This is a genomic window from Roseateles sp. Mitsp63, from assembly GCF_059491535.1.
Genome location: NZ_CP168509.1, coordinates 3,717,286 through 3,732,396, shown reverse-complemented (window position 1 = coordinate 3,732,396; position 15,111 = coordinate 3,717,286). Strand labels below are relative to the sequence as shown.

General features: G+C 71.2%; 10 protein-coding genes. 2 read left to right on the top strand and 8 right to left on the bottom strand.

The window, feature by feature from the left end:
• Positions 1-28: 28 nt before the first annotated feature.
• Entirely contained in the window at positions 29-2,464 is a 2,436-nt protein-coding gene (locus ACEN96_RS16320; protein WP_495584145.1) for a DUF3772 domain-containing protein, read from the bottom strand.
• Positions 2,465-2,693: 229 nt separating this feature from the next.
• On the opposite strand from ACEN96_RS16320, the gene ACEN96_RS16315 reads away from it, so the two are divergent.
• Positions 2,694-4,142, top strand: coding sequence for an NAD-dependent succinate-semialdehyde dehydrogenase (locus tag ACEN96_RS16315; RefSeq protein WP_495584144.1), 1,449 nt, complete (start codon positions 2,694-2,696; stop codon positions 4,140-4,142).
• An 80-nt stretch (positions 4,143-4,222) separates the two neighbouring features.
• Here the strand turns inward: ACEN96_RS16315 and ACEN96_RS16310 are convergent, their stop codons facing one another.
• The 5 genes from ACEN96_RS16310 to ACEN96_RS16290 form a co-directional block, all read right to left on the bottom strand.
• Complete coding sequence (locus ACEN96_RS16310) at positions 4,223-4,612, bottom strand: hypothetical protein (RefSeq protein ID WP_495584143.1); 390 nt, start codon at positions 4,610-4,612, stop codon at positions 4,223-4,225.
• A 4-nt stretch (positions 4,613-4,616) separates the two neighbouring features.
• Positions 4,617-5,117, bottom strand: coding sequence for a hypothetical protein (locus ACEN96_RS16305; protein WP_495584142.1), 501 nt, complete (start codon positions 5,115-5,117; stop codon positions 4,617-4,619).
• Positions 5,118-5,290: 173 nt separating this feature from the next.
• On the bottom strand, positions 5,291-7,804 hold the full coding sequence (locus ACEN96_RS16300) for a cbb3-type cytochrome c oxidase subunit I (protein WP_495584141.1): 2,514 nt from the start codon (positions 7,802-7,804) through the stop codon (positions 5,291-5,293).
• Positions 7,801-8,823 carry a cytochrome c oxidase subunit II gene (gene coxB / locus ACEN96_RS16295; RefSeq protein ID WP_495584140.1) on the bottom strand — a complete coding sequence of 341 codons (1,023 nt, stop codon included), beginning with the start codon at positions 8,821-8,823 and terminating at the stop codon, positions 7,801-7,803. The genes ACEN96_RS16300 and coxB overlap by 4 nt, the downstream gene beginning before the upstream one ends.
• A gap of 10 nt (positions 8,824-8,833) precedes the next feature.
• On the bottom strand, positions 8,834-9,256 hold the full coding sequence (locus ACEN96_RS16290; RefSeq protein ID WP_495584139.1) for a c-type cytochrome: 423 nt from the start codon (positions 9,254-9,256) through the stop codon (positions 8,834-8,836).
• Between the two features lie 69 nt (positions 9,257-9,325).
• On the opposite strand from ACEN96_RS16290, the gene ACEN96_RS16285 reads away from it, so the two are divergent.
• Positions 9,326-10,285, top strand: a complete 960-nt coding sequence (locus tag ACEN96_RS16285) for a c-type cytochrome (protein ID WP_495584138.1) — start codon at positions 9,326-9,328, stop codon at positions 10,283-10,285.
• Between the two features lie 23 nt (positions 10,286-10,308).
• Here the strand turns inward: ACEN96_RS16285 and ACEN96_RS16280 are convergent, their stop codons facing one another.
• Both ACEN96_RS16280 and ACEN96_RS16275 read right to left on the bottom strand, forming a co-directional pair.
• Positions 10,309-12,126, bottom strand: coding sequence for a carbamoyltransferase family protein (locus ACEN96_RS16280; RefSeq protein WP_495584137.1), 1,818 nt, complete (start codon positions 12,124-12,126; stop codon positions 10,309-10,311).
• An 83-nt stretch (positions 12,127-12,209) separates the two neighbouring features.
• The gene (locus tag ACEN96_RS16275) at positions 12,210-14,981 is read right to left on the bottom strand and encodes an ATP-binding cassette domain-containing protein (RefSeq protein ID WP_495584136.1); all 2,772 of its coding nucleotides are present in this window, start codon (positions 14,979-14,981) and stop codon (positions 12,210-12,212) included.
• Positions 14,982-15,111: the final 130 nt, after the last annotated feature.

The window sequence follows — 15,111 nt, the reverse complement described above, 5'->3', positions numbered from 1 at the left end:
GGCATGGAATCGGGGCGTTCGCCCCGGTTCACGCCGGGGGCGCGGCCTGGCCCGGCAGCAGCCCTTCGGCGCGCAGCCGGGTCAGCACGTCCAGGAGCAGGTCGCTCTTGATCCCGTAGGCCGCCCGCGGCGAGCTGACGAAGCCCGACGCATTGAGCACCAGCTTGTCGCCGTCGATGCCGTCCAGCTGCACGTTGGGCGCGGGTGCCGTCAGCACGCCGGGATGCGCCTGGAACGAGGCCAGCACCACGGCCTTCACGCGCTCGGTGTCGGTTGCCAGCGGCATCGGCAGCTTGAACTGCACCATGCCGAGCGATTCGCCGTAGGTGACGTTGCGCACGATCTTGGTGATGAACTCCGAGTTCGGCACGATGACCGTGGAGCGGTCACCCATCTGGATCTCGGTGGCGCGCACGCTGATGCGGCGGATGTCGCCCTCGACCCCGGACAGCGAGACCCAGTCGCCCACCTTCACCGGCCGCTCCGCCAGCAGGATCAGGCCGGAGACGAAGTTCTGCACCACCGACTGCAGCCCGAAGCCGATGCCCACCGACAGGGCGCTCGCGACCCAGGCCACGCTCTGCAGGCTGAAGCCGACGGCCGAGAGCGCCGCGGCGATCACCGCGACCGTGCCCACGTAGCCGAACAGCGTCGTCGTCGACGAGCGCATGCCGCTGTCCATCCGCGTCGTCGGCATGTAGCGCTGCGACAGCCAGCCCTTGAGCAGCCGCACCGCCACCAGGCCGGCCACCAGCACCAGCACGCCCTGCAGCAGCGCCATCGGACGCAGGCTCAGCTCGCCGATCGACAGGCCCTGCTCGAAACGGCCCGCGCGGCGGAACAGGTCCAGCGGCCCCTCGCCATACGGCGCGATCAGCAACAGCAGCGCGAAGAAGCCGATGGACACGCGGCACAGGCCGGACAGGAGCAGGGCGGTCTGCTCGCGCGTGCGGGGCGGGGCGGGCGCGGCGTCGGAACCCGTGGCGGACCCCGCGGCGGGCGCGGGCGGGGCGGCGTGATCGGCCGCGCCCGGCGCGGGCACCAGCAGCGTCATGAAGAGGTCGTCGACCAGCACGCTCAGCAGGTAGGCGCCGCCCAGCACGATCAGGCCCCAGACGAACTGGTTCATCGCGAACATGGCCAGCGAGACGAAGCCCGTCAGCAAGGCCACGCCGGAACCGGCGAAGACCAGCCAGGCCGCGGCGCGCAGCACCGACAGCCACAGCGGACGGATCTCGAAGGCGGGGTGGCTGCCGCCGCGATCGCCGCCGTCGGCGCCACCGCCGGCGCCGGGCCTGGCGTCCCGGCTCCGCCCTTGCAGCTGCACCGTCGCGAAGGACAGTACCGCGATGAAGGTCAGCGCGGCCAGCGCGTGCACGGCGCCATTCCAGGGCAGGCTGATCTCTAGCGTGGCCGCCGTGCGCGACGACAGCCAGCCCAGCATCACCACCGCCGCCAGCGTGTGCGGGAACCAGGCCAGCCGCGCGGCGGTCTCGTCGGGCAGCGGCAGCAGCCGCCACGACGGCTTGCGCGGCATCAGCGAGGCCGTTCCCAGCCCCGCCACGAAGCCGCCGAACCAGACGATCGCCTCGACCGTCTCCAGCCAGCCCACGAATGCCGGGTTGGCCGGCGCGCTGGCCGTGAGCGTCAGCACCACGCCATGGGCGATCAGGCCGGGACGCAGCGTGCGCAGCACGACGACGCTCACCGCGTAGAGCGAGCGGCGCAGGCGTCCGGCCGGCACGCGCGTCGCGCACAGGTGCGCGATCAGGCGCCGCAAGGCATGGGCGACGAGGAGGATCACCGCCACCGCGCCGGCGAGCGTGAGCCAATCACCCGTCGGCACCGCGCGCCAGACCGAGCCCAGCTGATCGGCGAAGTCGCGCGTCCGGTTCAGGTCCGGGATTCGCTCGCGCGCGAGCGAATCCCAGAACGCGGACTGCACGACCGACGGCATCCGCTCGCCGAGCCGCGCGCCCAGCTGCATCCGGCGGTTCGCCTGCGCGGTGGCGATGGCCTGCTCGGCCTCGACGGCGGTGACCTTGGCCAGCTTGATCTGGGCGTCGATGGCGGAGACCTCGCGCGTCAGCTGCGAGCGCTGGGACGCCAGTTCAGCGGCCTCCTTCACGCCCGCCTGCGGCGTGCCCAGCTGCGCGAGCCGCGCCTGCGCGTCGGTCAGCCGCGGCGCCAGCGCCGAAGCGGCTTCCTCGGCGCGCGACTGCACCGACTGCGCCGTCTTGCGGAAGTCCTGCAGCTCCGTGTCGTCCAGCGCGTCGTCGAGCTGCTTGCGGATCGCCGCCATGTCCTTGCGCGCGCCGTCGAGCAGCTTGTCGGGATCGGGCGGCTCGACCGGCGCATCCTGAGCCAGCGCGGGTAGCGCCAAGGCCGCGACGGCCAGCATCAACGCGACCAGGAACCACTTCATGCAGTGCCAGGGCTGCCGCGGCAGGGGCTGATGGGTCATCCTCTCGTCGGAAAGCGGGGGTGCCGCCAGGCGGGCAAGCCGCGGGCCCGGCGACACGAATCGCTACATCGCGAGACGCTTGGCCACGGATGAGCCCCGTGGCTTCCCGGCGGGCGGCCTGCGACCAATGTGCCCGCGCCGCGTCAGGTATCGCCGCGCGTGATGCGGGCGGTACCAGGGAGCGGGTAGAGTCGTCGCCAGTTTTTCCTTCGGCTTCGAGGACCTCGCGATGACCACTTCCGCTTCCTATCCCGACACCCGTCTGCTGATCGCCAATGAATGGGTCGAGGCCGCCGGCGGCCGCACGATCGCCGTGCGCAATCCGGCGACCGGCGCCGTCATCGGCAAGGTGGCCCATGCCAGCACGGCCGACCTGGACCGCGCGCTCGAGGCCGCGCAGAAGGGCTTCGAAGCCTGGCGCAACATCTCCGCCCATGAGCGCGCCGCGACGATGCGCCGCGCCGCCGCGCTGCTGCGCGAACGCGCGCCCGAGATCGCCCGGCTGCTGACCCAGGAGCAGGGCAAGCCCGTCGCGGAGGCGAAGGTCGAAGTGCTGGCCGGCGCCGACATCATCGAGTGGTTCGCCGATGAAGGCCGCCGCGTCTACGGCCGCATCGTGCCGTCGCGCAACCTGGCGGCGCAGCAGCTCGTGCTCAAGGAGCCCGTCGGCCCGGTGGCCGCCTTCACGCCGTGGAACTTCCCGGTCAACCAGATCGTGCGCAAGCTCGGCGCGGCGCTGGCCACCGGCTGCTCCTTCCTGGTGAAGGCGCCAGAGGAGACGCCGGCCTCGCCGGCCGCGCTGCTCCAGACCTTCGTCGACGCGGGCGTGCCCCCTGGCACCGTCGGACTCGTCTTCGGCGATCCGGCGGAAATCTCCAGCTATCTGATTCCTCATCCGGTCATCCGCAAGGTCACCTTCACCGGCTCGACGCCCGTGGGCAAGCAGCTCGCCGCGCTGGCCGGCGCGCACATGAAGCGCGTGACGATGGAACTCGGCGGTCACGCCCCGGTGATCGTGGCGGAGGACGCCGATGTCGCCCTCGCGGTCAAGGCGGCCGGCGGCGCGAAGTTCCGCAACGCGGGGCAGGTCTGCATCTCGCCGACGCGCTTCCTGGTCCACAACAGCCTGAAGGACGAATTCACCGCCGCGATGGTCAAGCACGCGCAAGGGCTGAAGCTGGGCGACGGCCTGGCCGAAGGCACGACGCTGGGCCCGCTCGCGAATGAGCGCCGCGTGGTCGCGATGTCCAGGATCGTCGCCGAGGCCCGTGAGCGCGGCGCCAAGATTGCCACCGGCGGCGAGCGCGTCGGCAATGCGGGCAACTTCTTCGCGCCCACCATCCTGGCCGACGTGCCGCTCGATGCGTCGGTCTTCAACGACGAACCCTTCGGCCCGATCGCCGCCATCCGGGGCTTCGACTCGCTGGAAGACGCCATCGCGGAAGCCAATCGGCTGCCGTTCGGGCTGGCGGGGTATGCGTTCACGAAGTCGATCAAGAACGCCCATCTGCTCGCGCAACGCGTCGAGGTCGGCATGCTCTGGATCAACCAGCCGGCCACGCCCTCGGCGGAAATGCCGTTCGGCGGGGTCAAGGACTCGGGCTACGGCTCCGAAGGCGGGCCCGAGGCGCTCGAGGCCTATCTGAACACCAAGGCGGTGTCGATCCTCGGGGTTTGAGCGCACGCCGCAGGGCCACTGACCATTGGACGAAGGGCGCCTCGGCGCCCTTCGCCTTTTGTTGCACGCCGGAGAAGCCCCTACACACCGGTGGTTGAAAGCGCTTGGTAGCCAGCACGGCCGGAGATTCGCTTCAGTGCAGAACGGACTCGGCGAGAAGTCTTGAGCGATTCGTCGCAGATTCGACGTGGGACATTGAGATCGGTCCTGTAATCCGCCATGTTCCTGGCGCTGCGGAGATCCCAAAGATCCTTCGCCACTTGCCTTTCTCCGCTGTCGACGTAATGCTTCCACGTCTTGAAGTGGGCCCGGGAGGTCTCGTCCTTGATCTCTGCGACTTCGCGGGCAAACAGGAATGCTCCGTAGTAGGCACGGGAGATCGCGCTTCGATCGCTCGCTTCGTCCCCCACCGAGGAGAGCCGTTCAGCAACGTCGAGCACGCTTTCCGGATCGAACACAAGCGTCTGCATGAGCTCACTCCCTGATCGTGAGATGCCGATGCTCGAACCGACCGCTGCGCGTGGAGAAGCCCACCTTGCAGAGCATGTGGGTCAAGGCGGGCATCGACAGGTGCAGGTCTTGAAACCTGTCCATCCGGGCGGACGCTTCCTGCCAGGTGAGCTCCCACACCGTGAACCACAGGTGCCGGCTCCCGGTGTCGATGTCGTGGTAGACCGAGACGCTGATCTGTCGTTCTCCGACGCATTGGACGAGGACCTCCAGAAGCAAGTCCAGATCGGTCGGGGAGATGTCCGGATGCCTGCTGAGGTACCACGCAACGATGTCGTCGTAGTCCTCGGTACCACGCATGCCTTGGAGGTTATAGGGCCACTCGTGCGGCGAGCATGGGTCCATCCACATCCGGAACTCGTAGGGCGCCTGTGCCTTGCTGTATACCCAGACCGTCTTTGCGCTCGCTGGCGGCGCGTGCGCCGCCGGTTGAGCTGCCGCCGTGCATTCGACTTGATTCAACATCGCTACTGCCTTTCGCCGTCATCGACCCCACGTCGATGGAAGGTGCCCATTCTCGAAATCGAGCAGCGTCTTGCCATGACTCAAAGTAGTTCCCGACGGGGGGAATGGAGAGGGCCCCCGTTGGTGGGGTAAGTCAACAGACGGTCAGGGCTTGACCCCCGCGGCGATGTCGATCAGGCCACCAGACGCGGCCACCAGATCGTGACCACGCCCTGCACGCAGATCCATCCCCACAGCAGCACGACCGCCTCCCGCGTCGCGTGCTGCCTCGGCCGGATCAGCCCGCTCGCCAGACGCGCGCCGTAGTAGAGCGCCAGCATCGCGGCGACCGCGAGCTGCAGCCCCTGAAGCCCGTGCAGCGCCGCCAGCGTGCCCGTCCAGGCATCCAGCGTCGGCGGCCGCTCCGCCGGCCATGCCGTCCTCAATCCGTCGTGGAAGGCCAGCGCCGCCATCGCGAACGCCGGCACCATCAGCAGCCCGCGCCATCTGGGCACCGGCGCGCGCCAGGCGCCGGCGCCCGCCCACGCGGCGAAGGCCAGGCTCAGCCCATAGCCCAGCGTCTGCATCGCCAGCATGCCCTTGTCCGCGAGGCCCACGCCCTGCGGCGGACACACGTCCAGCCTCATCGCGACATGCAGATGCGCGAACGCCATCGACGCGAAGATCGTCGCCTCGACCACGACGAGGATCACGACGCCCCAGAACGACGGCGACTGCCGTCCCGACGCGCCCATCGGCAGCAGCACGCCATCCGCCGCTTCCGCGTCCTCGAAGGGCGGCGCGCGGTCCGTCTGCCACAACCAGGCCCACAGCGCAACGATTGCCAGCACGCCCCCCGCCGCCGTTCCCGCCACCGACTTCACCGTCATCAGCAGGAAGAACGCGGCCGTGCCCACCGCCGCGAGGAAAGGCCACAGGCTGTCCCCCGCCAGCATCACCACCCGCAGGGGATGCGCCCTCGCTGGACTGGTGAGCAGCGTCTCCCGTCCGCCGCTGATCGTGCCCGGGAGCCAATGCGCGCCGGCCTCGACCTCCTCATGCAGCTCGGGCCGGTGCCACAGCGGCTCGTGATGCTCGACCTGCGGGATGCTGCGCGTGCCGTAGAGCTCCGATGGCAGCCATTCCAGCGTCGACGAGGTCCACGGATCGTGATGCTTCCGCGCCGGTCCGCGCTGGCTGCGCACGAAGTCGATGACGAACAGCAGCACGCCCGCCGCGATCACGGCGGCACCGAGCGACGACAGCAGGTTCGGCCACTCCAGCCCCAGTCCGGCCGGATAGGTGTGCACGCGCCGCGGCATGCCCAGCAGGCCGGCCACGTGCATCGGGAAGAAGGTCAGGTGGAAGCCGCCGAAGACCAGCCCGAAGACCCAGCGCCCGGCGCGCTCCGAGAGCGCGCGGCCCTTCCACAGCGGCAGCCAGTGATAGATCGCCGCGAACATCGGCAGCACCATGCCGCCGATGAGCACGTAGTGGAAATGCGCGACGACGAAGTAGCTGTCGTGCACCTGCCAGTCGATGGGCAGCAGCGCCAGCATCACGCCGGTCAGCCCCCCCAGCACGAAGGTGACGACGAAGCCGACCATGAAGAGCGTCGCCGTGGTCCATTGCAGCCGGCCGCGCCACAAGGTGCCGATCCACGCGAAGACCTGCAGCGCGCCCGGGATCGCGATCGCGACGCTCAGGATGGACACGACGCTCATTCCCAGCCCGCCCAGTCCCGCCGTGAACATGTGATGCAGCCACAGCAGGAAGCTGACCACCCCGATCGCGATCAGCGCCGCCACCACCGCATGCCGGCCGATCAGCGAGGTCCTGGCCAGCGCCGGCACCATCGTCGAGACCAGCCCCGCCGCCGGCAGGAAGATGATGTAGACCTCCGGGTGGCCGAAGAACCAGAACAGGTGCTGCCACAGCAGCGGATCGCCGCCCCGCGTGGCATCGAAGACCGGCCAGTCGAAGGCGCGCTCGATCTCCAGCAGCGCCGTGCCGGCGATCACCGCCGGGAAGGCGAGCACGATCATCCCGCCCACCACCAGCATCGACCACGCGTAGACCGGCATGCGGCCCAGCGTCATGCCCGGCGCCCGCGTCATCAGCGTGCCGGTGATCAGCTCGATGGCGCCGGCGATCGCGGAGATCTCGATGAAGCCGATGCCCAGCAGCCAGAAGTCCGCGTTCAGCCCCGGCGAGTACTTCGCGCTGCTCAGCGGCGGATACATGAACCAGCCCGAGTCCGGCGCCAGCCCCCAGAACAGGGTCGCGTAGAAGGCCAGGCCGCCGATGGCATACATCCAGAACGAGTAGGCGGACAGCCGCGGGAAGGGCAGGTCGCGCGCGCCCAGCATGTTGGGCAGCAGGTAGACCGCGATGGCCTCGACCATCGGCACGGCGAACAGGAACATCATCACCGTGCCGTGCATGGTGAACAGCTGCTGGAACGCCGGCGCGCCGATCAGCGTCTGCGACGGTGCCGCCAGCTGCGCCCGCATCAGCAGCGCCAGCACGCCGCCCAGCAGCAGGAAGAGGAAGGCCGTCGCGATGTAGAGCTTGCCGATGAAGACGTTGTTGACGCTGCCGATGCGGCGCCAGCCCGCTGGCGGCGCCCAGGCGGCACGCAGGCGCTCGAGCTCGCCGCCGGGCCGCGGCAGCCGGTTGACCGGGCGGGCGGGGACCGGCGCGCTCATGGCGCCGCGGCGACCAGGGGCCGCTCCGTTCCGCTGCCCGCGGGCGGCGGGCCCGCGAGGAACTCGGTCAGCGCGTCGATCTCGTCCGCCGGGATCTGCTTGTAGGAAGGCATCCGCGCGCCGGGCTTGGCCTGCTGCGCGTCGGAGATCCATTGCCGCAGCGCCGTCCTCGGGTCGCCCAGCGGATCGCGGTTGCGCAGCGCGCCCGCGCCCAGCCAGAGCCGATCCGCCACATGCGTGAGATCAGGGCCGAGTGGCACGAGCGGCGGCCGGTCGGGCGCCCCGTCCGCCGCCGGGGCCCGATCCAGGCCGCGCACCGCGTGGCAGGCGACGCAGCCGTGCTCGCGGAAGAGCGCCGCTCCGCGCAAGGCCTGGCGGGAGACCGGCTCCGGCGCGTCGCCGGCCTGCGCGCGGCGCCAGCGCGCGAACTCCTCCGGCGCCATCGCCACCACCTGCAGCACCATCGCCGCGTGCTGGGTGCCGCAGTACTCCGAACACGGTCCGCGGAACGTGCCGGGCCTGGCCGCCGTGAAGGTCAGGCGGTTCAGGCGCCCGGGCACCAGATCGACCTTGCCGCCGAGTTCCGGCACCCAGTAGCTGTGGATCACGTCTTCCGACGCCAGCGTCAGCGTCACGGGACGTCCCACCGGCACGCGCAGTTCATTGGCGGTCGCGAAGGCGGCGGCGTCGCCATCGGCCTCGTAGCGCAGCGACCACCACCACAGATGGCCCGTGACGGCGACGCGCAGCGCGCCAGGCGGGGCCGGCGCGTCGAGCCCCTCCGCCGCGCGCTCACCGTGCAGCAGCAGCCCGCCGAAGACCAGCACCGGCAGCACCAGGCCGCCGGCCCAGAGCCAGAGCGCCGCTGGAACCGGCCGCCGCCGCTTCCACCACAGCGCCGCCGCGAGGCAGGCCATGGCGACAACGAAGGCGAGGGCGCAGACGGCCAGCGTCGTGTTCATGACGCCCGCGAGCGCCTGGGCCTCGGGACCCGCCGGACGGAGCACGCCGCCGTTCATGGCCGGGCCTTCATTGCAGCGACATCAGATAGCCGGCAATGTCCCGCGCGTCGCGCTCCGACACGCCGAGCCGGGGCATCGTCGTTCCGGGCACCAGCGCGGGCGGGTCCTGCAGCCAGCGCTGCAGCGATTCCGGCGTGTTGGGCACCTGGCCGGCGATGTAGCTGCGCCGGCCGAAGCGGTACAGCTCCGGCGCCCGCTGGCCGTTTCCCGGCACGCCAGGCGCGGCGTGGCACGAGCCGCACTGGTAATGCGCCATCAGCTGGCGGCCGCGCGCGAGGTCCGCGGTCTCCACCTGCCAGCGCTGCATCGGTTCGTCCGGCGCGGGGCCGCAGGCGGCAAGCGCGACACCGAGCAGCAGCGCGGCCGCGGCGAGGACCGCCACCGGCGAGCGGGCGAGGGGCTGGCGGGGAGGGCGGTCCGGGGGCGTCATGCGCGCTCCCCGGCACACGAAGTGCCTGCCCTGGCAGCGGTCCGGCATCGCGCTTGCCTTGCTGCGGCCATGAGCGATCCACGACGCCCCCCGGATGGCGCGAGCCCGCCCGCGCCACGCGCGGCCAAGGCCGCGATCGCGGCCCTCGCGGCCGCGGGCGTGCTGGGCGCGGCCGGCGCGGCGGCGTTCGTCTGGTTCGGGGCGTATGACGTGTCGGCGACCGGACCGCACCTGCAGCCGGTGCATTCGCTGCTGGAGTTCGCCCTCAAGCGCGCCGTCCAGCGCCGCGCCGATGCCCATCAGCCCCCCGCCGACCTGCTCACGCCGGCCCGCGTGATGCAGGGCGCGGCCTGCTTCCGCGACCGCTGCGTGACCTGTCATGGCGCGCCCGGCGTGGCGCCCGAACGGTTCTCGCTCGGCATGCAGCCGGTGCCGACCTCGCTGATCGAGGCGACCCGCCATTGGCGCCGCCAGGACCTGTACTGGATCACGCGCAACGGGATCAAGATGAGCGGCATGCCGGCGTGGGAGTACCGGCTGGACGAGCGCGAGCTCTGGTCCGTCGTCGCCTTTCTCGACGCGCTGCCGCTGATGACGCCCGATCAGTACCGGGCGCTCACGGCCGGGCCGGCCGCGCCGGCCGCGGGCGCGGCCGTGACCCGGTCATCGTCCCGGATGCCGGCGCCGATGCCGGCGCCGGTGCCGCGTTGCGACGGCGTCGTGGACGCGCCCGCGCCGCTCGATCCGCCGCTGGCGACAGCCGAGCTCGCGCAGCGCGCCTTCCGCCAGCACGGCTGCACGGCCTGCCACGTCATTCCTGGCGTCGTCGGCCCCGACACCTCGAACGGGCCGCGCCTGAGCGGGCTCGCCGGCCGCGACCGCATCGGCGGCAAGGCCTTCCCCACCGAGGACGGCATCGCCGCCTGGATCCGGGATCCCCAGGCGATCGATGCCCATTCCGCGATGCCGACGCTGGGGATCAGCGACACCCAGGCGCGGTTGATGGCGCGCTATCTGCTGGCGCATTGACCGGGCCGGCCGCGCCGCGTCCTCTACTTCTCCAGGATGAAGGAGCCGATGACCAGCGCATCCAGCGGCGTGCTGAAGAAGGCCTCGATCGCCGCCTTCGGCGTGCCGACGATGGGCTCGCCGCGCACGTTGAACGAGGTGTTCACCAGCACGGGCACGCCGGTCTTCTCGCCGACCGCCTTCAGCAGGTCGTGGAACAGCGGGTTGGTCGCGGCATCCACCGTCTGCACCCGCGCGGTGCGGTCGCTGTGCAGCGCCGAGGGAATGCGCTCGGACTGGCCCGGCTTCACGCGGTAGACGAAGAGCATGAAGGGCGATTCGCCCTCGTTGGCATCGGCCGGCTCGAACCAGTCCGCCATGTCCTCGCGGTTCACCGCCGGGGCGACCGGCCGGAAATCCTCGCGGTCCTTGAGCTCGTTCAGGCGCGCCTGCATCTGCGGATCGACCGGCGACGCCAGCAGCGATCGCGCGCCCAGCGCGCGCGGCCCGAACTCCATCCGGCCCTGGAACCAGCCGATGATCTTGTTCTGCGCCAGCAGGGTCGCCGTCTCCCGCGCCACGTCCTCGACCTTGCGGTAGCGCAGCTGCGCCCACTGGAGCAGCGCCTCGATCTCGCCGTCGTCGAAGGCGGGACCCAGGTAGGCGTGTCCCATCCGCCAGCGGCGCTCGGCCAGTTGCAGCGGCTGGTCCTCGGCCACTTCGGTGGGCTGTCCGGCGGGCTGTCCGGCGGGCTGCCCGGCGCGTTCTCGCGCGTCGACCCACAGCGCCGCGCCCAGCGCCGTGCCGGCGTCGCCCGCCGCCGGCTGCACCCAGACGCGCCGGAAGATGCCCGCGTCGCGCAGGCGCGAGTTCATGACGCAGTTCAGCGCCACGCCGCCCGCCATCGCGAGCTGATCCTCGCCGCTGCGCTCGCGCAGCCACACGCCCAGTTGCAGCACGGATTCCTCGAGCACGTCCTGCAGCGAGGCGGCCAGGTCCAGGTAGGTCTGCGTCATCGTGGCGCCCGGCACGCGCGCGGGGCCGAAGCGCTCGATCAGGTCCAGCGGCAGGTTGCGGTACTGCCCGTCCGCGTCGACGGCCAGATGCTCGCGCAGCACGCCGGCATGCCGGGGCGTGCCCAGCGCGGCCAGCGCCATCACCTTGTACTCGTCGCTCGAATGCAGGAAGCCGAGGTAGGCGGTGACCCGCTCGTAGAGCAGGCCCAGCGAATGCGGCACGTGGACCTCGCCGAGCGGCTCATAGCGGTTGTCGCGGTAGCGGCCGTAGCAGGTGCTGGCCTGCTCGCCGCGGCCGTCGATGGTCATGACCGCGCAGCGGTCGAACGGCGCCGCGAGGAAGGCGCTCGCCTGATGGCAGAGATGGTGCGGCACGAAATGCCAGCGGTACGGCGCGCTTGCGTGCTTCACGCCGCCGAAACGCTTGCGCAGGTGATGCGGGACGGCGTCGGTGAGCATCCGCGGCGCATTCAGCACGTAGGCCGCGAACAGCGGATCCCACGGGTTCTCCCAGGGACCGGCGTCGAAGTCCGAGGGCTTGAGCGGCAGCGTGAAGCGGCCGTCCGGCACCCGGTCGCCGAGGAATCGCGCCGGGTCGAAGCTGTACGCGACATGCCCCACGTCCGCCAGCGTCGCGCCGGCCTCCTTCAGGCAGTAGTCGATCGCGTGGTACGGCAGCTCCCAGGCGGTGAAGGGCACGGGCCGCTTGCCGTGCTTGATGCGGGTGAAGCGCTCCTCCTCGGCGGCCGCCACGACCTCGCCGTCGCGCATCAGCGCCGCCGCGGAGTCGTGGAAGCTCGCGTTGATGCCCAGCGTCAGCAAGGGGCGAGGTGATGTCGGGTTCATGAGGGCTCCAAGGGGGTGAAGAAGCTTCTGCAAATTTGAAGTTCGTGCCGGTGTCCGGAAAGATCGACCGATGGCGACGCCGTTCAGGCCGGCACGTGCGCGAGGTCGTGCAGCGTCCGGATCAGGTCCTCGGGCACGACCGGCTTGGCCATGTGGCGCTGGAAGCCGGCCACCAGCGCGCGCAGCCGGTCCTCGGGCTGGGCCATGCCGGTCAGCGCGATCGCCGGAAGACGCCGTCCGAGCGGGACCTGCCGCTGCGCCTCCAGCGCGCGCAGCCCGCGGACCACGGCGTGGCCGTCCTCGGGACCGAGCGCGATGTCGCAGACGAAGACGTTGGGCCAGGCGGCCGGTTCGCGCTCGGCCAGGCGCCGCAGCGCCTCGCGGCCGGAGGTGACGCGCTCGGTGCGCGCGCCGTCGTGCTCGAGCAGCAGCCCCAGCGACTCCAGCGCGTCCTCGTCGTCGTCGACGCACATGACGTTGAGGCCCGACAGCGGATGCGGGTCGAGCCCGAAGACCGTCTCCAGCGCGGTCTCGCGCTGCTCGATCGCCGCCTGGGCCAGCTCCGGCGGCGCGGCCCGCAGCTCGTCCTCGGACAGCGGCGCCTCGGCCAGCGCCGGCAGCGGGAAGTCGACGATGTACTGCTGCAGGCCCGCGTCCGGATCGCGCTCGATGCCGAGATGGCCGCCCGCCTCGTTGACCAGCGTGCGCAGCTCCAGCGTGTCCGGCGCTCCGGTGCCGGGATCCAGGCGGCCATGGAAGCCGACCGTCAGCTGGCTGGTGCGGTCCACGCGCTGCAGCCGGCCCTCCATGCGCCCGTGGCTCGCGCCGCGCAGCGCCAGCAGGCAGACCAGCTGGACGATGCGCGCGATGCGGCTGGCGTCGCCGTGGATGCTGGCCACGTTCAGGTCGATGTCGGTGTAGAGGTCGATGTCGGCGTCGGCCAGCGTGTCGCGCAGCCCGTCCAGGCTGAGCACCAGCAGCCCGGCGACGTTGACCGGATGCTGCGTGATGCGGCGCTCCAGCGACTCGGTCTGCTGCTGCTGGCGCTGCAGTTCCCAGAGCTGCGCGTACAGTCCGCGCCGCTCGAGCAGCTCGTCATGCCGGCCGCGCTCGACGATCTCGCCGCGGTCCATCACGATGATCTGGTCGGCGTCGACCACCGTCGACAGGCGGTGGGCGATGATCAGCGAGGTCCGGTCGCGCGCGACCTCGTCGAGCGCGCCCTGGATCGCGCGCTCGGCCTTGGTGTCCAGGGCCGAGGTCGCCTCGTCCAGCACCACGATCGGCGGGTTCTTCAGGAACGCGCGCGCGATGGCGATGCGCTGCTTCTCGCCGCCGGACAGCCGCGCGCCGCGCTCGCCGACCCGTGTCTCGTAGCCGTCGGGCAGCAGGCTGATGAACTCGTCGGCCTGGGCCGCGCGGGCCGCCGCGACGATGGCCTCGCGCCCCGCCTCGGGCCGGCCATAGCCGATGTTGTAGGCGATGGTGTCGTTGAAGAGCACCGGATCCTGCGGCACCACGCCGATCGCCTGGCGCAGGCTCTGCTGCGTGAGCGCCTTCAGCGGCAGGCCGCCGATGCTGACCTCGCCGCCATCGGGGTCGTACATGCGCATCAGCAGCCGCGCCAGCGTCGACTTGCCCGAGCCGCTGCTGCCCACCACCGCGAAGGTCTGGCCATGCGGGATCTCCAGCGTCAGGCCCTTGAGGATCTGCCGCTCGCGCTCGTAGCCGAAGCGGATGTCGTCGAAGCGCACGGTCGTGTCGCCCGGCGGCAGCGCCCGCGCGCCCGGCGCGTCCTGGATGTCGGGCGCGCGCGCGAGCAGGTTGAAGAGCATCTCGGTGTTGAGCAGCGCGTCGCGCGTCTCGCGGAAGACGAAGCCCAGCGTGTTCAGCGGCAGGAAGACCTGGATCAGGTAGGCGTTGACCATGACCAGGTCGCCGATGCTCATCCGGCCGGCCACCGTGTCGAAGCCCGCCAGCAGCATCACCCAGCCGACGCCGACGGCGATGATCGCGGCCTGGCCCAGATGGAGCATGGACAGCGTCCGCTGGCTGCTGACGCTGCCCTCGACCCACCGCGCCAGCACGCCCCCGTAGCGTTCGCGCTCGCTGTCCTCGCGGCCATGCGTCTTGACGGCCTCGTAGTTCAGCAGCGTGTCGACCAGCAGCCCGTGCGCGCGCGAGTCGTACTCGTTCATCGCGCGCTGCTTCTCGACGCGGCTGCGCGTCATCCAGCCGGTCCAGACGCTGTACGCCGCCATCGCGCCCGCGATGACGAGGACGAACTTGGCGCCGTAGCCGCTGAGGATGATCACCAGCACGGCGCCGAACTCCACCGCGGTGGGCACGACGGTGAAGACGCCGGCCCCGAGCAGATAGCCCAGGCCATCGGTGCCGCGCTCGACCTCGCGCACCAGCGAGCCGGTGTTGCGCTGCGCGTGGAAGCGCGGGCTCATGGCCAGCAGTTGCGCGAAGGCGCGCTCCGAGAAGCTGCTGACGACCTGCTTGCCGACGCGCGCGAAGGCCAGGTCGCGCAGCTCGGTGAAAAGGGTGCTCGCGTAGCGCAGCAGCGCGTAGCCGATCAACAGCCACACCGGGACGGACAGGCCCACGGCCAGCGCGCTCGCCGCGGAGGCCGTCGCGGCCGCGGGCTGCGCCGGGGTCAGGTGGTCGACGATCGCCTTGAGCACCGCCGGCACGCCGACCGCCGCGAGCTTGGAGAGGATCAGCAGCAGCATCGCGAGCAGCGTGCGCGCGCGCCAGCGCCACAGCGCCCGCGCCAGACCGGCGAAGACCTGGCGCGGGGAACCGCGGGCGGGAAGGGCAGGGGGAGAAGCGGCGGCGGGGGCGTCCATCGGTGTCCCCTTCGCAAGCGGGATGCCTGGAAAGCGTGAGGAAAGGGACACGCCATCCGTACGAGATCGCCGAAGAACCCCGTGTTCATCGGTAATCCGCGTCGATCACGATCCGCAAGCGCTTCGGCAA